Source organism: Burkholderia sp. 22313, assembly GCF_052045245.1.
GTDB lineage: Bacteria > Pseudomonadota > Gammaproteobacteria > Burkholderiales > Burkholderiaceae > Burkholderia.
In genome coordinates this window covers 1-17,830 of the sequence record NZ_JBQEON010000008.1, presented here as the reverse complement: position 1 = coordinate 17,830, position 17,830 = coordinate 1, and the positions used below count along the sequence as shown (strand labels likewise).

The window sequence follows — 17,830 nt, the reverse complement described above, 5'->3', positions numbered from 1 at the left end:
ACGGAGTCCGCATGAGCACGCTCGCGACCGGCGGCACGCCGCGCGACGGGAAGGCGTGGCTCGTCACGCCCGCGCTCGCGTTCATCGTCGCGCTGTTCATCTATCCGTTCGCGTACGGTCTCGTGCTGTCGTTCCAGCCGATGAACGGCGGCGGCGCGCTCGCGAACTACGTGCAGTTCTTCACCGATACCGCGATGTGGCCGACCGTGCTCGTCACGCTGAAGCTCGCGGTGCCGGCCACGCTGATCAACGTCGGCATCTCGGTGCCGGTCGCGTTCGCGCTGCGCCGCAATTCGCCGTACCAGAAGTTCGTCACGACGCTGCTCGTGATTCCGGTCACGCTCGGCACGGTGCTCGTCGCCGACGGGATGCTCACGTATTTCGGCCCGAACGGCTGGTTCCCGCAGGCACTGCAGGGGCTGCACTTGTACTCGGACGAAGTGCGCCTCACGCACAACTACTGGGGCGTGCTGCTGTCGCTGATCGTATCGGGCTTTCCGTTCGCGTTCCTGCTGATGCTGTCGTACATCAGCGGCATCGATCCGACGCTCGCGCGCGCCGCGGCCACGCTCGGCGCGAACCCGTGGCAGCAGTTCCGGCAGATCTACCTGCCGCTGCTCGTGCCGGGGCTCACGATGGCCGCGTGCCTGTCGTTCGTGCAGGCGTTCTCGGTGTTCCCGTCGGCCGTGCTGCTCGGCGCGCCGGCCGGACCGACGCGCGTGATCTCGATTGCCGCCGCCGAAGCCGCGTTCGAGAGCTACGACTATTCGCTCGCGTCGGCGATCGCGATCGTGATGGGATTCGTGCAGCTGCTGGTGGTCGCGTCGATGCTCGGCGCGCGCCGCTTCTTCTATACCGGTCCGGTCACGGGAGGCAAGGGCTGATGGCGACCGACAATCATGCCGCGCCGGCGTGGCCGCCGAAGCATCGCCCGCCCGGCGCGCAGCCCGTCAACGCGATGAAGCCCCGGAAGCTGCGCGGCAGCCTCGCCGGCCGTGCGTGGAAGGCCTTCGTGTGGGGGCTGATGGCATTCTTCCTGCTGAACGTGATGCTGCTGATCGCGACCGTCGCGGTGAACTCGGTCGCGACGCGCTGGTTCGGCACGCCGCTGCCGCAGGGCTTCACGCTGCACTGGTACGCGAAGGCGTGGGAGGACTTCCAGCTCGCGAGCGTGCTGTGGGTGACGGTCGAAGTAGTCGGTGCGGTCGTGCTGCTGTCGGTCGCGCTCGGCGTGCCGGCCGCCTATGCGCTCGCGCGCGTGCAGTTCCGCGGCAAGCGCTTCGTGCTGCTGGTGTTCCTGCTGCCGCTGATGGTGCCGCCCGTCACGTACGGGATCCCGATGGCGACCGTGATGTACAAGGTCGGGCTTGCGGGCACGCTGTCGGGCGTGATCCTCGCGAACCTCGTGCCGGCGCTGCCGTTCGTGATCCTCGTGATGACGCCGTTCATCGAGCAGATCGACCCGAACCTCGAAGCCGCCGCGCGCATCTTCGGCGCGAACACGTGGCGCTATTTCCGCTACGTGCTGCTGCCGCTGCTGGTGCCCGGCATGCTCGCGGCGGGGCTGCTCGTGCTGGTGCGCACGATCGGGATGTTCGAGCTGACCTTCTTCACCGCGGGCCCGAGCACGCAGACGCTCGTCGTCGCGCTGTATTACGCGGTGTTCTCGACCGGCGTGCGCGCGCCGCAATCGATCGACGCGATGGCGATGATCTACATGGCCATCACGCTCGTGTGGGTCGTGATCGCGCTGCAGTTCGTGAGCCCGACGCAGCTCGTCAGCCGCGTGAAACAGGAGCGGCAGTAGGCGCGAACGCATGCGGCGGCGGCGCGCGTGCCGCGTGCCGACCGGACATGGATTCGCCGGCATCCGTGCAATTGGTTACAAATGGATACCGCGAACGACGGGCGGACGTTGCAGACTACGCGGCGTACCGGCTCGGCGATGCGTTCACCGGCATCGCCACATGCCATCCCACGCCGCCACCTCACGTTCACGCGATTCACGGAGTGCCATGAAGTTTCAAACGCTGCTGACGCTCGGCTGTGCGACCACGCTGCTTGCCGCCTGCAACCTGCTCCACGACGGTCCCGGATCGAAAGACGTCGACGCCGCGGTGCGCCGCGCGCTCGAGGCGGAAAACCACGGCGGCCTGAATGCGCTGTTCGGCCAGCCGCTGCCCGTGTCGGCCGACGTCGTCTCGGCGAAGCCCGACGGCGATTGCAAGAAGGCCGGCGAACGCACGTACACGTGCGACGTCGTGGTCACGTGGCGCAATGCCGATTACGCGCCGTCGCGCGCGAACCTCACCTTCGTGCAGGCCGCCGACGGTTCGTGGCAGACCTCTGGCGTCGACGCGGCGATCGCCACCGGCGCCGCCAAGTCGCTGATCGACAAGATCGGCAAGGCATGGCCGGGCAATGCGGCCAGCGGTGCGTCGGCGCCGCAGTGATGCACCGGCCGTCTTGCCTGCCAGGTGCGGTGCTGCCGCGCGGTTGACGCGTACCGCACCGGCACGCGCCTTCTGTTGCCTTCTCTTGCCTTCTGTTGAAGGCCGGCCGCCAATCACGGATGCCGGCCGCGGTCGCGGCGAGCGCGCCAGTCAGCGCCCGCGGCCGGCCGTGCGGGCGACCGGTCTGACCGGTGCGGTCGGTGCCGGGCGACCCGACACGCCGGCATCCGCGCCGATCCCCGACGATCCATGTTGTTCGACCGGTGCTTAAGCACGGATTAACGGGCAAAAAGGGCGCGAACGCTACCCGCCATTGGTCGAAGCCATCCTCGGTATGCGGGCGAGCGTATAGGGAAAACCCTTAATTCGAGCTATAATTACGGGCTAGAAGAAAGGTCGAACCATGCCCGAACGTTTCCAATCCCTTGAAAAATTTGTGTTTTCCCTGATCGTGATGTCCGCGGTCGTCTGCTCCGCTTTCCTCGCGTACGAGCGGCACCCCGAGATCAAGATCGCGCTGCACGAAGGCGAAGCGCTGATGCGCGAAAGCGCCAAGTACTCGGTCATCTGCTCGCCGTCCAAGGTCGATCCTTGCGTCGAGATGTCCGCTTACTGATCGATCTTCGCGTCGAGGCGCGCGCGCCGCGCCGGCATGCGGCAGCGAACCGCGCTCCAGGCGCCGCTCCGTAATTTTCGGACTCGTCCTGCAGCATCGGCGGTCTGAATTCCTTAACGTAGAGCCCATCAGGAATTCAGAAACCGGCCGCAAGACAGGGCGGATGCACGCACCCGTAACGTGCCGAGTTGCTGGCGTAAGCAGCCCCATTTCGTCGGCCCCGCTTCGAGCAATCGAGCGGGGTCGTTCCATTTGCCATCCTGACCAAGTACCGGCGAGACGTGTTGCCCAAGGAAATTCTGGACAACATACGCAGCATCTTCAAATCGTCCGCCAATACATCGAACAGCAAAAAACTCCGCATCAGTGGCCGCAAAGGACGCCTACGGCGTCCGCGCTATCCTTCCCCGTCCTGAGGGACGGCGTTTGACGCGCATTCAGATCAACAACGGCCGGCGCGCCATCCGCGCGAAGGCGCCCGCGTCGATCAGGTGCCGCGTCGCCGGCGTGAGCGGGCAGTGCAGCGTGATCACGTCGCTGTCGCGCAGCAGCGTGTCGAGCGGCACATGATCGCGTCCTTGGGCATCGCCGTGCGCCGCGAACCGCACGCGCATGTCGAGCGCGCGTGCAATCCTAGCCACCGCGCGGCCGAGCACGCCGTCGCCGACGATCCCGAGCGTCGCGCCGGCCAGGTCGCGGATCGGATGATCGAAGAAGCAGAACTGTCCGCTGCCGAGCCAGCGTCCCGCGCGCACCGCGTCGCGATACGCGACGAGGCTGCGTCGCAGCGCGAAGATCAGCGCGAACGTGTGCTCGGGCACCGTGCGCACCGCATATCCGCGAATGTTGCTGACGACGATGCCGCGCGCCGCGCACGCGTCGAGGTCGACGACGTCGGTGCCCGTCGCGGCGATCGCGATCATTTGCAGGTGCGGCGCACCGTCGAGTAGCGCCGCGTCGATCCGGACCTTGTTGGTCACGACGATGTCCGCATCGCCGATGCGCGCGGCCACGTCGTGCGCGGCCGTTCGTTCGAAGGCCTGGAGCACACGTGGAAACGGGAATGGCTTCGGCACGGTTTGCGGCGACAGCGTCGCGCGGTCGAGCAACACGATCTTGGCGGGAGAGGCGCTGGAAAACATGGCAGGTCTCTCTGACGGGCGCCCGGCGGGCGCGCAACGGCAACGATTCTGCCCATGGCGCGCGCGGTCGGGCTTGCTCGTTGCGCGAGCGCGCTTTCCCACGCGGAAAGGGCGGGGCGGCGTTCCCGCGCACGTCGCCGCACGCGGGCCTGCCGGCCTTTCCGTTCGGGAAAGGCTGGTTGAGCATCGATCGATTTTCGCCCGGCGCGAACACCGTCATGATCGCCGTCATCGACAACACGATTTCATCGGAGACAGTCATGACGCGACCCCTGGACGGTATCCGCGTGCTGGAACTCGGCCAACTGATCGCCGGGCCGTTCGCGGGCCGGATGCTCGCCGAATTCGGCGCGGACGTGATCAAGGTCGAGCCGCCCGGCGTCGGCGACCCGCTGCGCAAATGGCGTTTGCTGCACGACGGCACGTCGGTCTGGTGGGCCGCGCAGTCGCGCAACAAGACGTCGCTCGCGCTCGACCTGCGCACGCCCGAAGGGCAGGACGTCGTGCGCCGCCTCGTCGCCGAGACCGACGTGCTGATCGAGAATTTCCGGCCCGGCACGCTCGAAGGCTGGGGGCTCGGCTGGGACGCGCTGTCCGCGATCAACCCCGGGCTCGTGATGCTGCGCGTGTCCGGCTTCGGCCAGACCGGCCCGTATCGCGACCGGCCCGGCTTCGGCGTGATCGCCGAGGCGATGGGCGGCCTGCGCCACCTGACCGGCGAACCGGGCCGCACGCCGGTGCGCGTCGGCGTATCGCTCGGCGATTCGCTGTCGGCATTGCACGGCGTGATCGGCATCCTGCTCGCGCTGCGGCATCGCGAACAGCAGGGCGGCAAGGGGCAGGTCGTCGACGTCGCGCTGTACGAATCGGTGTTCAACATGATGGAGAGCCTGCTGCCTGAATATTCGGTGTTCGGCGCGGTACGCGAGGCCGCCGGCAGCAGCCTGCCCGGCATCGCGCCGACCAACGCGTACCGCTGCCGCGACGGCAAGTACGCGCTGATCGCGGGCAACGGCGACAGCATCTTCCGGCGCCTGATGGAACTGATCGGCCGCCCCGATCTCGGCGACGATCCGGCGCTCGCGCACAACGACGGGCGTGTCGCGCAGGTCGCGCGAATCGACGCGGCGATCGGCGCATGGAGCGCGCGGCACGATCTCGACGACGTGCTGGCCGCGCTGAACGACGCGCGCATCCCGTCCGGGCGCATCTACGACGTCGCGGACATCGCGGCCGATCCGCATTACCGCGCGCGCGACATGCTCGTCGACGCCGCGCTGCCCGACGGCACGCCCGTGCTCGTGCCGGGCATCGTGCCGAAACTCGGCGCGACGCCGGGACGCATCGAGCGTCCGGCACCCGCGCTCGGTGCCGACACCGACGCGGTACTCGAATCGATCGGCATCGATGCCGCGACGCGCGACGACTGGCGCGCGCGCGGCGTGATCTGAAACCGCTATGGGGACGACCGCATGAACCCGCATCCGCAACGGCTCTACCTCCACGAAGTCGCGACGCGCGACGGATTCCAGAATGAAGCGGCGTTCGTCGCGACCGACGACAAGATCGCGCTCGTCGACGCATTGAGCGCATGCGGCTACGCGAAGATCGAGGTCACGTCGTTCACGTCGCCGAAGGCGATCCCCGCACTGCGCGACGCGGAGGCCGTGATGCACGGCATCGTGCGCGCGCCGGGCGTCGTCTATACCGTGCTCGTGCCCAACGTGCGCGGCGCGGAGCGCGCGCTGTCGTGCGGCGTCGACGAGGTGAACCTCGTGATGTCGATGAGCGAGAGCCACAACCGTGCGAACCTGCGCATGACCCGCGAGCAGTCGTTCGCGCAGCTGCGCGACGTGATCGACGCGGTGCGCGGGACGGGCGTCGCGATCAACGTGTCGCTGTCGACCGCGATGGGGTGCCCGGTGGAGGGCGACGTGCGCGCCGAAACCGTGCTCGCGTGGATGCAGCGCTTCGCGGATCTCGGCGTGCACGGCTTCACGCTGTGCGACACGACCGGAATGGCGTATCCGTCGCAGGTGCGCGACCTTGGCGTGCGCGCGCGCGAACGCTTCGGCGCGCTGCAGCTCACGCTGCATTTTCACAATACGCGCGGAATGGCGCTCGCGAACACGCTCGCCGCGCTCGATGCCGGCATCGACCGCTTCGACGCGTCGCTCGGCGGGCTCGGCGGCTGCCCGTATGCGCCGGGCGCGACCGGCAATGCGTGTACCGAGGAGCTCGTGCACATGCTCGCGCTCGACGGCTACGATACGGGCATCGACCTCGCGGCCGTGCTCGCCGCGGCGGCGCGACTGCCCGCGCTGATCGGACACGACGTGCCGAGCCAGCTCCTGAAGGCCGGGCGCCGCTCGGACCTTCATCCGCCGCCGCGCACCGAAGCCGGCCGCCTGCCGGCGCAACAGGTTTTCTCGTGAACCGGACAGGACAGCACAGGAGCGAATCACATGGCGCTGATCGACCACCTCGACCACCTCGTATTGACCTGCGTCGATCCGGAGCGGACCAGGCACTTCTATACCGAAGTACTGCAGATGCAGCTCGAAACCTTCGGCGCGGGACGGCTCGCGTTCCGCTTCGGCAACCAGAAGATCAACCTGCACGTGCGCGGCGCGGAGTTCGAGCCGAAGGCGCACGTGCCGGTGCCCGGCGCGCTCGATCTGTGTTTCATCGCGTCGGTGCCGCTCGACGACGTGATCGCGCATCTGCAACGCGTCGACTGGCCGATCGTCGAAGGGCCCGTCGAGCGCACCGGCGCGACGCAGAAGATCCGGTCGGTGTACGTGCGCGATCCGGACCTGAACCTGATCGAGATCGCCGAGTTGGCGTGAGTTTGATGCGAGTCGATCCGAGTCGCACCGCGTTGAATGACGCCGCGCGGCAATCCTCCGCCGAAAGCGGACAGGTGCACGCCGCACTCGCCGATTCCGGATAGCCGGCCCGGGTTGCGCTGCGGATAATGGTCCGTATCGGCGCCGGCTCGCCCGTCGCCCTGGCTGCGGGCACCGAGAACGTCCCGCTTATCCGCAATCCGACCCAGGCACTTCCGAATGACGATCCTCTATCGCGGCATGGACCGCGCGGCGCTCGACGCTGCTTACCTGAACACAAAGGCCATTCCCGACTTCCCCGCGGTGCTCGCGTCCTGCCAGGCGCGCAGCGCGGCGCTTTACGCTGCGACACCCGGGCAGCGGGACCTGCGTTATGGCGCGCGTCCCGCGCAGCGCTTCGACTGGCTGCGGTGCGGCCGGCCCGACGCGCCGCTGTTCGTCTTCATCCACGGCGGCTACTGGCAACACTGCGCGAAGGAAGATTTCGCGTATGCGGCCGCCGGGCCGCTCGCACATGGCTTCGACGTCGTACTGGCCGAATACACGCTCGCGCCGACTGCATCGATGACCGACATCGTCGGCGAGATCGGCGCGTTGCTCGACTATCTCGCGGCCGATCCCGACGGCATCGGCACCACCGGACGGCCAATCCACCTGAGCGGCCATTCGGCCGGCGGCCATCTGACCGCCGTGTATCGCGCGCATCCGGCCGTCGTGTCGGCGCTCGCGATGAGCCCGCTCGTCGATCTCGAACCGATCTCGCTGTGCGTGCTCAACGACAAGTTGCAGCTCACCGCGCAGGAAATCGCCGCTTACAGCCCGCTGCAGCATGTCGGGCCTGGCGCGCCGACCGTCGTTGCGGTCGGTGCGGCCGAGTTGCCCGAACTCGTGCGCCAGGCGCACGACTACGCGGACGCGTGCGAAGCGGCGGGCGAGCGAATCGCGCGCGCATGGCTGCCGGGCATGCAACACTTCACGGTGCTCGACGATCTCGCGAAACCGGACAGCGCGATGCTCGCCGCATTGCAGGCGATTGCGCCGCGCTGAGCGCGCCGTTGCGGGTCGCCCGGCGCAATTTCGCGCCGTTCGCGTCCCGGCGTATGATCGGCATCAGGCCGGTCGGACGCCGTTCGCGCGCGCCGCACGGCGCTCCCCAGGACCCTCATGATGGTGAACCCGCTTCATTTCGATCTGCAGTCGCTGCGCGTGTTCGCGCTCGTTGCCGAGCACGGCAGCCTGACCAGGGCGGCCGAACACGGTCAGCTCACGCTATCAGCGGTCAGCAAGCGGATCGCCGAGCTTGAAGGCGTGACCGGTAGCGCGCTGTTCATCCGGCACGCGCGGGGCGTCGAGCTGACGCCCGCGGGCCGCGCGCTGCTCGATCATGCGGCGAAGGTGATCGAGCAGGTCAACCGGATGGCGCACGAGATGAGCGACTACGTTGCTGGCGTGCGCGGCCACATTCACGTGTGGACCAACACGTCGGCGATCGTCCAGTTCCTGCCGGCCGATCTCGCTGCGTTCCTCACCGGCAACCCGGGCATCAAGGTCAGCCTCGAGGAGCGGCTGAGTCACGAGATCGTCGATGCGCTCGCGTCCGGCAAGGCCGATCTCGGCGTGTTCGCCGACAACGTGCCGGCGCCCGGCATCGAACGCCGGCTGTACCGCCGCGACGAGCTCGTGCTGCTCGTGCCGCGCGCGCACCGCTTCGCCGCGCACGACAGCATCCGCTTCGCGGATACGCTCGATGAAGATTACGTCGGCCTCAGCGACGGCAGTTCGCTGCTCGCGCGGATGACCGACGCCGCGTTCGCGGCCGAGCGATCGCTGAAGCTGCGCATCCAGGTGTCGAACTTCGATGGCGTGAGCCGGATGATCGAGGCCGGGCTTGGAATCGGCGTGCTGCCGCGCGATGCGGTGACGCGCGAGCGCGCGGCGCGGCTCGGCGTCGTGAAGCTCGACGACGCGTGGGCGACGCGCACGCTCTGGGTCGGCGTGAAGGCCGACACCGTGCTGACCACCGACATCGCGAAGCTGTTCGATTTCATGTCGGCGCGTTGAACGCGTTCGACGCGCGTCATGTGTGACGCACGGGGCACGCATGCGCATGCCTCGTGCCGGTGGCCGCGTCAAACCGGGTTGATGTCGTCCTGGCTGCGCCGCGTGGTCAGCGGCCCGAGCACGCGCAGCGTGACGGCGACAATGCCGAGCGCGACCGAGATCACGCCGAACATCGCGCCCGCGCCGTGTTCGGCCAGCACCGGCAGCAGCACGAACGGCAGCGCGCCGCTGACGATGCGCGACAGCGCATACGTGCTGCCGATCGCGGTCGAGCGCACGCGCGCCGGGAAGATTTCCGCCTGGTACACGTGATACGCGTTGCTGAACACGTTCGATGCGCAGGTCGTCAGGAATCCGAAGCAGACGATCAGCACCGTATTGCCCGAATACGCGAAGCACATCCCGAACGCGGCGATCGACAGGATCGACGCGATCACGAGCGTGCGGCGCTCGATCCAGTTCAACAGCGGAATCGACAACAACGAGCCGATCGGATAGCCGATGAACGACAGCGCGATGAACAGCGTGCTGTCCGTCACGTCGAATCCGCGGCTCTTGACGACCGTACCCGCGAGCGTGCCGAAGCCGTAATAGCCGAAACCCTGGAACAGGTGAAACACCGCGAGCATCAGGTAACGCGCGCCGTACGGCCGGCGGCGCAGCAGCGCGATACGCTCGCCGAGGTTCAGCGGACGCTGCGGTTCGGCGGACGCGGCGAACTGATCGGGCACGCGCACGCCGGCGCTGTCCGCAAAGCGCCGCGCGGCCGCATGCGCATCGGCGGTGCGGCCCTGTGCGAGCAGCCAGCGCGGGCTTTCCGGCAGCCGGTGCTGGACCAGCAGCACGTACACGGCGCCGAGGCTGCCGATCGCGAGGATGATGCGCCAGCCGGCCACGCCCGCGACATGCAGCGGATTGAGCCATAGCGCGAGGAAGCCGACCAGCGGCACCGCGACGTACGAAGTCGTATAGGCCCACGCGGCGAGCCGCCCGCGCTTTTCCTTGGGCAGGATTTCCGACAGGAAGCTGTCGGCGACGGGGTAGATCGCGCCGACGCCGATGCCCGTCAGGAACCGGCATGCGACCAGCATGTCGGCATTCACCGAAAACGCGCCGATCAGCGAGAACGCGCTGTACCAGACGAGCGTCATCATGAATGCCTTGCGCCGGCCGATACGGTCGGCGAGGCTGCCGAGACACAGCGCGCCGACGAACATCCCGATGAATGCCGACGCAAGCAGCAGCTTGAAATCGCTGCTTTGCCGGCTCAGCCCGTACTCGTTCTGCAACGCGGAGCCGATCGTGCTGACGAGGAAGATCTCGTACATGTCGAAGAACAGCCCGATGCCGATCACCCAGACGACGAAGCGGTGCAGCGCACCGACCGGCAAGTCGTCCATGAATTCGCCAAGCGTGACGCCGCGGGCGGGAAGGGCCGTCGCATCGGCGCCGGTGCGAGCCTCGGACGGTGCGGCGGATGCGGGTCTGCCCGCGGTGCCGCCAAGATCGAGGGATTGGCTGTTCATCGTGTCTCCTGATTATCGATTTGCCGTGGCGCGACGCCCGGCCGTTCGCGGCCGGCATCACGGGCCCGGTCGCGCGATACGATGGCGCAGCCCGCAAGGTCCGCGAAAGGCCGGATGCGCGGGCTGCGCCGATCGTCCGAAACATGGTGGGTGAATTTGCGCGGCGCGATAATTGCGGATGCTTCAAGCATCCTTTCCCGCGCAGAAAGGTTGCGGAACGCCCGCGGGGCGGGCATCGGATCGCAGGCGAGCCTCTGCGGGAACGCCAGGGCAGGGAAAACCATGGGGCATCGTGCGCGTGTTCCGCGATCGGTGATGCGGTATCGTTCGGCTCGGAATCTGCCGGAGCCGGCCGGCGCCGCGCGACGGAGCGGCCGGCGCGGCATTCTGCACTCGTCAGCGTTTATCGATCGCCGCGACGTGTCGCGGCACGCATCGTTGCCGCTCGTTCATGGCGATGCGCACGGGTCGGGACGTCCGGTCGTTGCAGTTGCACTGGCATCGACAGCGGCGTCGGCCCGTTCATGCCGGACCGTATCCGACGCAACGGCCTGCAGCTTGACCGCCATGTCAGGCGCGATGCCGAGCTGCGCGGCTGCTTGCTCCTGCGGGCCCAATGTGCGGACGTCGACACCGGCGATCTGCTGGAACAGCACGAGCGCGCTCAGGTAAGCGCCCAGCACGCCCGGATGCAGATAATCGGGCCGCGAGATCGGCGGGTCGTTTTGCGCGTGGATGCCATACCACAGCAGCGGCGCGCCGGACGGCGCATACGGATCGGGATCGGCAACACCGGTCGCCCACGCGCGCTGCCACGCCCGGCCGACCGGCGCGACGGCGACGATCGACGGATCGGTCCGCCGCGCGCCTTCGAAGGCATCGCGATACGCGGCCACGATGTCGGCAAGACGATCGACGTAGCGCGCGTGGAAGCCGTCGCGGCCCGGCTCGCCCGCGAGCGCTTTCGCGAGATCGGCGCGCGGCCAGGTTTCATGGAGATAGACACGCGCATGGGGCGCCGCCGCACGAATGCCGCTCGCGAGCTTCGCGACGCTCCCACAAAAACCGGCCGGATCACTGGCGCGGCTACCCGTCAGCGCGAACGGCAGCGGCTTCGCGCTCAACTCCTGCAGCACGACCGCATCCCACGTCGACCGGTCGATGACGTTCGATGCCACGCGGTCATGTTTCGCGAGACTCGTCGCCGACATCGCCTCCAGATGGACGTCATAGTCGAGCCCGGCTTCGACGGCAAAACGCGCGAAGATGCCCGGAATCCCGCCCCACGGGCCCGGTTCGCGTTCCGCGCGGGCGCCGGTCTGCTCGAAGTTTTCGTCGACGACCTGCGCGGCGGTGACACCCGCAGGCTGACCGCCAGCCGGCATCGCGCCGTACGAACGCACGGGCGTGTAACGTCCATGCGTGAGACTGTCGCCGACGAACAGGATGCGTTGCGGCGTGTGGGCCGCCGGCTCGGGCGACCCGCCGGGGAAATCCGCGGCAGTCGCCGTCATCGGCGGCCCGGCAACCAGCCATGCGACGACGCACGCCAGCGCCCCCCCCTTGATGGGGCAACGGAACGAAGGCACGACGGGCGTTTCGGTCATCTCGGGTTCCGGAAGGACACGTCGCCGCAGTATTTCACGAAGCGGCGCGGCGGCACATATGCCGTTCGGCAGACTTGGAGGCGTTTTCCCGGTCCGCTATCCTGAGAGCTGAATTCATACCACGCCGGTCCGCCGGCACAACGCGCGTGCCGCCCGCGGCACGCTTTCCGTTTGCGTTCGCGCCGCCTACAGGAGACGCACGACATGATTCCCTCGACCGACAACCGGACGCTGTTGCGCACGCTCGGCATCCGCATCCCGATCATCCAGGCACCGATGGCCGGTGTCAGCACGCCCGCGCTGGCGGCTGCCGTGTCGAACGCGGGCGGGCTCGGCTCGCTCGGCGTCGGCGCGACGAACGCCGACGGCGCGCGCAAGATGATTCGCGACACGCGCGCGCTCACCGAGCGGCCGTTCAACGTCAACCTGTTCTGCCACCAGCCGGCCCGCGCCGACGCAGCCGTCGAACGCGCATGGCTCGACTGGCTCGCGCCTGCGTTCCGCGAACAGGGTGCGGCGCCGCCGGTGTCGCTGTCGGAGATCTACACGAGCTTCGTCGTGGACGATGCGATGCTCGCGATGTTGATCGAGGAGAAACCGGCGGTCGTCAGCTTTCATTTCGGGTTGCCGTCCGACGAGGCGATCGCCAGGCTGAAGCGCGCGGGCATCACGCTGTTCGCGGCCGCGACGCATCCCGACGAAGCCCGGCAGATCGCCGCCGCCGGCATCGATGCGATCGTCGCGCAGGGCATCGAGGCTGGCGGACACCGCGGGGTGTTCGATCCGGCCGCTCCCGATGACCGCCTCGGCACGTTCGCGCTGACGCGCCTGATCGTGCGCGAATGCGCGCTGCCGGTGATCGCCGCCGGCGGCATCATGGACGGCGGCGGAATCGCCGCGGCGCTCGCGCTCGGTGCGCAGGCCGCACAACTCGGCACCGCGTTCGTCGCGTGCCCGGAGACATCGATCGACGACGGTTACCGCCGCGCGCTCCTTGGCGACGCGGCGCGCCGCACGACGTTCACGGCCGCGATTTCCGGGCGGATCGCGCGCGGCATCGCGAACCGGCTGACCGCGCTCGGCGACGATCCGCACGCGCCGGCCACACCGGCCTATCCGATCGCGTATGACGCGGGCAAGGCGCTGCATACGGCCGCGAAGGCGAAAGGCGAGTTCGGCTACGGCGCGCAGTGGGCCGGACAAGCGGCGCCGCTCGTCCGGTCGCTGCCGGCGGCGGAACTGTTCGCGACGCTCGAGCGCGAGACGCGGGAAGCCATCGCGCGGTTGCAGCACGCGCTGGACTGATTCCCCGACGCCACGCGCCGCGCGCACCGGCGCTCGACGCATGCCTCGCAATGCGCATCGCCGGCCGCAGATTTGCAATGTTCTGTATCCGCGCGCGGCGCGGATACAGCGCGATACAACGCGTCGGCCCGGGCCCGCTATAAAGCAGACGTCACCATTCGAGGAGCACGACATGTCTGCTGCACGGTTCAAGGGATCCTGCCATTGCGGGGCCGTGAAATTCGAAGTCCGGACTGCACTTGTGCCCGCGGTTCGCTGCAACTGCAGCCTCTGCCGCCGTCGCGGCGCGCTGATGAGCCCGATGTTCGACGCGGCCGACCTGAAGATCGTCGCGGGCGAGGGCGCGCTGACCAGCTACCGTTTCAACACGCGCACGGCCCATCACTACTTCTGCAGCCGGTGCGGTGTCTATCCGTTCCATCAGACACGCAAGGATCCCGCGTGCTGGCGCGTCAATCTCGGCTGCCTCGAAGGCGTTGATCCGTACGCGCTCGACGCAACCATCGCCGACGGCGCGAGCCTTTCCGTCGTGGAGGACGCATGAAGCGCTGGCTGATGATCCTGTTGTTCGCAGCGGGCGGCCTCGCGACCGAAATCGCGCATCCGGTGCAGTGTTCGCTGCTGTCGATCAGCCGGCAGCGGACCGGTGACCGTCGGGGTCGACGTGACGGCGGCCGAGACTGAGCACCAGGCGGGCAGTGCATATGTCGGATCCTCTTGATCGGAAACGATACCCATGCCTCCGATAAGATCGCACGCGACATATAATGTGTTCATCTGCGACCGATTCCGTGTCGATGGAGAGCGTTCATGAAACCGACCGAAGCACAATCGCCCGCCCCCCCGAAGCTGTCCGAATTCCTGTGTTTTGCGATCTACTCGACGAATCTCGCATTCGGCAAGGCATACAAGCCGATCCTCGAAGCGCTTGGCCTGACGTACACGCAATACATCACGATCATTGCGCTGTGGGAGGAGGGCAATCAGACGGTCGGGCAGCTCGGCGAAAAGCTGTTCCTCGAATCGAACACGCTGACACCGATTCTGAAGAAGCTCGAGGCGATGGGTTATCTGGAGCGGCACCGCGATCCGTCGGACGAGCGCCAGGTGCTCGTGAGCCTGACGAAAAGCGGCCGACGCGTGCGCGAGAAGGGGCTCGACATGAACCTGGTCGAAGCCACAGGGCTGAAACCGGACGAATTCGCGAAGATGCAAAAGGCGATCGTCACGTTGCGCGGCAATCTGATCGATTCGATCGACGAGTAGACGCGACGCATCGACGCATACACGCAATTGCGATGTCCAGCCGGCGGCGCAAGTGCGGCCGAATCTCTCAGCCATCCCTGCGTATCGCCCGCCGCCGGGGTTTGCGCACCGCTGCGACCGGCTTCTCGCGGCTGGCGCTTACGGCTGTCTCGTCCCGGCGTCCTCACGCCCCAGTACCAGCAAATGCATGTCGCGGCGCATCACGAAGCCGAGCGCCAGATAGCGCTCGATCGCGACGTGATTCGTCGAGAGCACGTGCAGAAACGGCGTTTCTCCTCGCGCGCGGAGGGTCGCGATCAGTGATCGGATCAATCCGGCCGCGAGGCCTTGGCCCCGGAAGGCGGCATCCACGCACACGGCGCTGATTTCCACATGACCGCCGGCCTTCAGGCGCTGACCGGCCATCGCCACCAGCCGGCCCTGTCTGCGGACACCGAGATAGCCGCCGAATTCGACCGTGCGCGGGCCGAACGGCCCCGGTTCCGTCGCTGCGATCAGTTCAAGCATGTCGGGCACGTCGGCTTCGGTCAGCGGGACGACGTCCAGATGATTCACGTCGTCGAGCGTTCCCTGCCAGATCATCTGGTGCAGCGTCGCGCGCCAGACCACGGAAAAACCGGCTGGCGTCGGAATCTCGTCCGGCGTGACCAGCGACGCCGGCCCGTGCGCGTCGAGCAGCGCGCGCAACGCGTCGAAAGCAGCGACGCTGCGGTCGGCCATGCCGGCAAATGGTGCGAGTGCCGGCGGAAATCGCCGCGCACGCTCGTCGCCGAGCGCAAAACGGTGCTGCTCGCCGGTGAGCGCATTCCACACGGCGTTGTCGAGCGGATGTGCTCCGCTTGCTTCTTGCCCCGTCATTGCTTCCCGCATCGCTTGCTCCTTGATTGAAGGCGTTCGTCGACAGCATAGACGCGATCATCCATATCCGTGGCACACAAACAAAAGCGCATGCAATTACATCGCATGCGCTTTATTTGATGGACCGTATCGTCGACTTCGTCGTGCCGTTCAGTGTCCGAAGTAGATCGAGCGTTCGGCCGTGCGGATCGCGCTGCGGCGGCCGGCTTGCGTCGCGCCGTCGGCGTTGCTGCCGTAGCCGGCTGCCTGGGTGTCGGCCACCGTCGTCTCGTGGTCGCGGACTCGCTTCAGCGCGGCCTGCAGGTCGTCCGGATAGTGCGGGTCGTTCGGTCGATTCGGTTGATAGCCGGCCTGCTGGAGCGCGGCCAGCTCCGCCCGAACCTGCGCACTCGTCACGGTGCGTTCGGAAGCAAATGCCGGTGCGGCAACGGAAGCCGACACGGCGACGAGCAGGGCTGCAATCAGTTGGGTCTTCATCGTTCACCTCGACAAGAAAAGGGCAGGGCATTCGGGAGGGCGGCATCGGGCCGCCCGATTCCCGTGTTCAGACGATGCGGATCTCGACGCCGATGTTGCCGCGTGTCGCCTTCGAATAGGGGCAGGTCTGATGCGCGGTATCGACGATCCGCTGCACGACGTCACGATCGAGCCCCGGCACGCTCACGTTCAGGCGGGCCTGCAGGAAGTACGCGTTGCCGCCCATACCCAGATCCACTTCGGCGTCGACTGCGAGATCGGCCGGCAGCGTGACCTTCGCCGCACGTGCCGCGAGCTGCATCGCACCGATGAAGCAGGCCGACCAGCCGGCCGCGAACAATTGCTCGGGATTCGTGCCGGTGCCGGCGCTGCCCGGCGATGACAACTGGATATCGAGGCGACCGTCGGAACTGCGCGCCGCACCGTCGCGGCCACCGGAAGTCGTGTGCGTCTTGCCCGTGTACAGCACTTTTTCGATCTTGCTCATCGTTCACACCGTCAGGTTGGAAGGTTTTTATCTGATGCGATTAGGTCGCATGCGATGCAGTTTCGTCGAGCCGATCACCTTCGTCAAGCGCATTCGATTTGATCGCATACGATATTTTGTATTTCAATGTATCTGAATCGCGTCGAGTCTTGTGGGATAAGGCCTCTCGACGATGTCGCCCTTATATTCAAGCAATGATGCGAGTGGGGATTTTCGGTCGGTGGGGCGAGCATGCCCTCGGATCGCCACCGGCGTGGGGGAGGCCACACGTTCGTCCGGCGGATTTCGGCGATCGCTATAGGTCGACCACCGAGTGAGTGTGAGTTCCAGTGCCACTCGAATGCCGAGGCTGCAACGGGGCCAGCCTGATCTTCGGAATCTCGAGAGGACAGGCAGTTGTTCGCGGTCTCGCGCGTCGAATCAGCGCGAAGTCGGTCGTTTGTGCGTCGGAACGCAATCGATGCAGCATGCCGAACGTCTGTCACTCAGCGGGCGGTTTGGAAATTTCCACGATCTGTTCAGATAACTTTTCTTATCACAATAGTCTCATTTAATTTCAAAACTGATCGATTCGAAAACGCGTGCGGACAGCATGGCTGCAGGGGAATCGATTGCGTCACGCGCTACGTTCAGGAGACGGCCAAAGCCGGCACAATCCGCCGAAGTTCAAGAAGGTGCCTAGAATTTCGTCGGGTCATTGGCCGCGCACGGAACGCCGCGCAGACCGGGAGGGGGCTCTGTATCGCCCAGGCACGCCCGGCGCGCTCGCGGCTGATAGACCTTCGGCGGACGCTGTCGGCGCAGAATCCACAAACCTGCTTGTCATCAGCTTCCTGACCGTTTCCTTGACCAGCCGAATGCCGTGACACTCCCACAGCTTCTCGCAGGCCAGCGTCGGCCCAAAATCGGCGTAGCGCTCTCGAATAATGGTCAAGGCGCGTAACGCTAGTCCTTCGTCGAGCTTGCGGTTGCCTGGCCGGCCACGACGGCCCGAAGCGACGCCGCCAGGTCCGTGCTCTCGATACCGGATGACCAGCCGTTCCACCTGGCGCACGCTCAGGCCCAGCCGTTCGGCTGCACGTCCCGGCTTCAAGCCCGTGTCCACCACTGCCTGGATCACCTTGAGTCGATCAAGCTCTCGCATCGTCAGTGTCACCAATCCGGCTGGCTGCATGGTCGGCTC

Annotated in this window: 19 protein-coding genes and 2 pseudogenes; 13 read left to right on the top strand and 8 right to left on the bottom strand. The window is 67.0% G+C overall.

What is annotated here, in order from left to right; genetic code table 11:
- Window positions 1–11 precede the first annotated feature (11 nt).
- From ACTJKF_RS08815 to ACTJKF_RS08800, 4 genes are all read left to right on the top strand, one after another.
- Window positions 12–884, top strand: coding sequence for an ABC transporter permease (locus ACTJKF_RS08815; protein ID WP_440623177.1), 873 nt, complete (start codon window positions 12–14; stop codon window positions 882–884).
- Window positions 884–1,807, top strand: coding sequence for an ABC transporter permease (locus tag ACTJKF_RS08810; protein WP_440623176.1), 924 nt, complete (start codon window positions 884–886; stop codon window positions 1,805–1,807). The genes ACTJKF_RS08815 and ACTJKF_RS08810 overlap by 1 nt, the downstream gene beginning before the upstream one ends.
- A 208-nt stretch (window positions 1,808–2,015) precedes the next feature.
- Entirely contained in the window at window positions 2,016–2,453 is a 438-nt protein-coding gene (locus ACTJKF_RS08805; protein ID WP_440623175.1) for a hypothetical protein, read from the top strand.
- A 403-nt stretch (window positions 2,454–2,856) separates the two neighbouring features.
- The gene (locus ACTJKF_RS08800; RefSeq protein ID WP_440623174.1) at window positions 2,857–3,069 is read left to right on the top strand and encodes a hypothetical protein; all 213 of its coding nucleotides are present in this window, start codon (window positions 2,857–2,859) and stop codon (window positions 3,067–3,069) included.
- A gap of 440 nt (window positions 3,070–3,509) precedes the next feature.
- On the opposite strand, the pseudogene ACTJKF_RS08795 reads toward ACTJKF_RS08800, so the two are convergent.
- Window positions 3,510–4,211 (bottom strand): annotated as a pseudogene (locus ACTJKF_RS08795) (NAD(P)-dependent oxidoreductase); the annotation flags it as partial.
- A 260-nt stretch (window positions 4,212–4,471) separates the two neighbouring features.
- Here ACTJKF_RS08795 and ACTJKF_RS08790 point away from each other — a divergent pair.
- From ACTJKF_RS08790 to ACTJKF_RS08770, 5 genes are all read left to right on the top strand, one after another.
- Window positions 4,472–5,662, top strand: a complete 1,191-nt coding sequence (locus tag ACTJKF_RS08790; RefSeq protein WP_440623173.1) for a CaiB/BaiF CoA transferase family protein — start codon at window positions 4,472–4,474, stop codon at window positions 5,660–5,662.
- Between the two features lie 21 nt (window positions 5,663–5,683).
- Entirely contained in the window at window positions 5,684–6,646 is a 963-nt protein-coding gene (locus ACTJKF_RS08785; RefSeq protein WP_440623172.1) for a hydroxymethylglutaryl-CoA lyase, read from the top strand.
- 30 nt (window positions 6,647–6,676) lie between these two features.
- Window positions 6,677–7,060 carry a VOC family protein gene (locus tag ACTJKF_RS08780; RefSeq protein ID WP_440623171.1) on the top strand — a complete coding sequence of 128 codons (384 nt, stop codon included), beginning with the start codon at window positions 6,677–6,679 and terminating at the stop codon, window positions 7,058–7,060.
- 219 nt (window positions 7,061–7,279) lie between these two features.
- Window positions 7,280–8,107 (top strand): alpha/beta hydrolase, encoded by an 828-nt coding sequence (locus ACTJKF_RS08775; RefSeq protein ID WP_440623170.1) that lies wholly within the window; start codon window positions 7,280–7,282, stop codon window positions 8,105–8,107.
- Between the two features lie 120 nt (window positions 8,108–8,227).
- Window positions 8,228–9,121, top strand: a complete 894-nt coding sequence (locus ACTJKF_RS08770) for a LysR family transcriptional regulator (RefSeq protein WP_440623169.1) — start codon at window positions 8,228–8,230, stop codon at window positions 9,119–9,121.
- Window positions 9,122–9,189: 68 nt separating this feature from the next.
- Here ACTJKF_RS08770 and ACTJKF_RS08765 read toward each other — a convergent pair whose 3' ends face one another.
- From ACTJKF_RS08765 to ACTJKF_RS08755, 3 genes are all read right to left on the bottom strand, one after another.
- A complete protein-coding gene (locus ACTJKF_RS08765) occupies window positions 9,190–10,647 on the bottom strand; it encodes an MFS transporter (RefSeq protein WP_440623168.1) in 1,458 nt (485 codons plus the stop codon).
- Window positions 10,644–10,931 (bottom strand): hypothetical protein, encoded by a 288-nt coding sequence (locus ACTJKF_RS08760; RefSeq protein WP_440623167.1) that lies wholly within the window; start codon window positions 10,929–10,931, stop codon window positions 10,644–10,646. The genes ACTJKF_RS08765 and ACTJKF_RS08760 overlap by 4 nt, the downstream gene beginning before the upstream one ends.
- A gap of 165 nt (window positions 10,932–11,096) precedes the next feature.
- Window positions 11,097–12,254: a hypothetical protein gene (locus ACTJKF_RS08755; protein WP_440623166.1), complete on the bottom strand. Its 1,158-nt coding sequence runs from the start codon at window positions 12,252–12,254 to the stop codon at window positions 11,097–11,099.
- Window positions 12,255–12,458: 204 nt separating this feature from the next.
- On the opposite strand from ACTJKF_RS08755, the gene ACTJKF_RS08750 reads away from it, so the two are divergent.
- From ACTJKF_RS08750 to ACTJKF_RS08735, 4 genes are all read left to right on the top strand, one after another.
- Window positions 12,459–13,559 (top strand): NAD(P)H-dependent flavin oxidoreductase, encoded by a 1,101-nt coding sequence (locus tag ACTJKF_RS08750; protein WP_440623165.1) that lies wholly within the window; start codon window positions 12,459–12,461, stop codon window positions 13,557–13,559.
- A gap of 172 nt (window positions 13,560–13,731) precedes the next feature.
- Window positions 13,732–14,103, top strand: a complete 372-nt coding sequence (locus ACTJKF_RS08745) for a GFA family protein (RefSeq protein ID WP_440623164.1) — start codon at window positions 13,732–13,734, stop codon at window positions 14,101–14,103.
- The gene (locus tag ACTJKF_RS08740; RefSeq protein WP_440623163.1) at window positions 14,100–14,243 is read left to right on the top strand and encodes a hypothetical protein; all 144 of its coding nucleotides are present in this window, start codon (window positions 14,100–14,102) and stop codon (window positions 14,241–14,243) included. Before ACTJKF_RS08745 ends, ACTJKF_RS08740 begins: the two co-directional genes overlap by 4 nt.
- Window positions 14,244–14,369: 126 nt before the next feature.
- Window positions 14,370–14,825, top strand: coding sequence for a MarR family winged helix-turn-helix transcriptional regulator (locus ACTJKF_RS08735; protein ID WP_440623162.1), 456 nt, complete (start codon window positions 14,370–14,372; stop codon window positions 14,823–14,825).
- Window positions 14,826–14,963: 138 nt separating this feature from the next.
- Here the strand turns inward: ACTJKF_RS08735 and ACTJKF_RS08730 are convergent, their stop codons facing one another.
- From ACTJKF_RS08730 to ACTJKF_RS08715, 4 genes and pseudogenes are all read right to left on the bottom strand, one after another.
- Entirely contained in the window at window positions 14,964–15,695 is a 732-nt protein-coding gene (locus tag ACTJKF_RS08730) for a GNAT family N-acetyltransferase (RefSeq protein ID WP_440623161.1), read from the bottom strand.
- A gap of 138 nt (window positions 15,696–15,833) precedes the next feature.
- On the bottom strand, window positions 15,834–16,160 hold the full coding sequence (locus ACTJKF_RS08725) for a DUF4148 domain-containing protein (RefSeq protein ID WP_440623160.1): 327 nt from the start codon (window positions 16,158–16,160) through the stop codon (window positions 15,834–15,836).
- Window positions 16,161–16,227: 67 nt separating this feature from the next.
- Window positions 16,228–16,647 (bottom strand): organic hydroperoxide resistance protein, encoded by a 420-nt coding sequence (locus ACTJKF_RS08720; RefSeq protein WP_440623159.1) that lies wholly within the window; start codon window positions 16,645–16,647, stop codon window positions 16,228–16,230.
- Window positions 16,648–17,388: 741 nt separating this feature from the next.
- A pseudogene (locus tag ACTJKF_RS08715) lies at window positions 17,389–17,821 on the bottom strand (helix-turn-helix domain-containing protein); the annotation flags it as partial.
- Between the last annotated feature and the right edge of the window lie 9 nt (window positions 17,822–17,830).

Excerpts from the sequence above, each read along its gene's own strand:
- ACTJKF_RS08745 (WP_440623164.1), top strand. The coding sequence starts at position 13,732 with ATGTCTGCTGCACGGTTCAAGGGATCCTGCCATTGCGGGGCCGTGAAA.
- ACTJKF_RS08755 (WP_440623166.1), bottom strand. The coding sequence starts at position 12,254 with ATGACCGAAACGCCCGTCGTGCCTTCGTTCCGTTGCCCCATCAAGGGG.
- ACTJKF_RS08760 (WP_440623167.1), bottom strand. The coding sequence starts at position 10,931 with ATGGTTTTCCCTGCCCTGGCGTTCCCGCAGAGGCTCGCCTGCGATCCG.
- ACTJKF_RS08775 (WP_440623170.1), top strand. The coding sequence starts at position 7,280 with ATGACGATCCTCTATCGCGGCATGGACCGCGCGGCGCTCGACGCTGCT.
- ACTJKF_RS08765 (WP_440623168.1), bottom strand. The coding sequence starts at position 10,647 with ATGAACAGCCAATCCCTCGATCTTGGCGGCACCGCGGGCAGACCCGCA.
- ACTJKF_RS08750 (WP_440623165.1), top strand. The coding sequence starts at position 12,459 with ATGATTCCCTCGACCGACAACCGGACGCTGTTGCGCACGCTCGGCATC.
- ACTJKF_RS08725 (WP_440623160.1), bottom strand. The coding sequence starts at position 16,160 with ATGAAGACCCAACTGATTGCAGCCCTGCTCGTCGCCGTGTCGGCTTCC.
- ACTJKF_RS08815 (WP_440623177.1), top strand. The coding sequence starts at position 12 with ATGAGCACGCTCGCGACCGGCGGCACGCCGCGCGACGGGAAGGCGTGG.
- ACTJKF_RS08785 (WP_440623172.1), top strand. The coding sequence starts at position 5,684 with ATGAACCCGCATCCGCAACGGCTCTACCTCCACGAAGTCGCGACGCGC.
- ACTJKF_RS08740 (WP_440623163.1), top strand. The coding sequence starts at position 14,100 with ATGAAGCGCTGGCTGATGATCCTGTTGTTCGCAGCGGGCGGCCTCGCG.
- ACTJKF_RS08810 (WP_440623176.1), top strand. The coding sequence starts at position 884 with ATGGCGACCGACAATCATGCCGCGCCGGCGTGGCCGCCGAAGCATCGC.
- ACTJKF_RS08780 (WP_440623171.1), top strand. The coding sequence starts at position 6,677 with ATGGCGCTGATCGACCACCTCGACCACCTCGTATTGACCTGCGTCGAT.
- ACTJKF_RS08720 (WP_440623159.1), bottom strand. The coding sequence starts at position 16,647 with ATGAGCAAGATCGAAAAAGTGCTGTACACGGGCAAGACGCACACGACT.
- ACTJKF_RS08790 (WP_440623173.1), top strand. The coding sequence starts at position 4,472 with ATGACGCGACCCCTGGACGGTATCCGCGTGCTGGAACTCGGCCAACTG.
- ACTJKF_RS08735 (WP_440623162.1), top strand. The coding sequence starts at position 14,370 with ATGAAACCGACCGAAGCACAATCGCCCGCCCCCCCGAAGCTGTCCGAA.
- ACTJKF_RS08805 (WP_440623175.1), top strand. The coding sequence starts at position 2,016 with ATGAAGTTTCAAACGCTGCTGACGCTCGGCTGTGCGACCACGCTGCTT.
- ACTJKF_RS08730 (WP_440623161.1), bottom strand. The coding sequence starts at position 15,695 with ATGCGGGAAGCAATGACGGGGCAAGAAGCAAGCGGAGCACATCCGCTC.
- ACTJKF_RS08770 (WP_440623169.1), top strand. The coding sequence starts at position 8,228 with ATGGTGAACCCGCTTCATTTCGATCTGCAGTCGCTGCGCGTGTTCGCG.
- ACTJKF_RS08800 (WP_440623174.1), top strand. The coding sequence starts at position 2,857 with ATGCCCGAACGTTTCCAATCCCTTGAAAAATTTGTGTTTTCCCTGATC.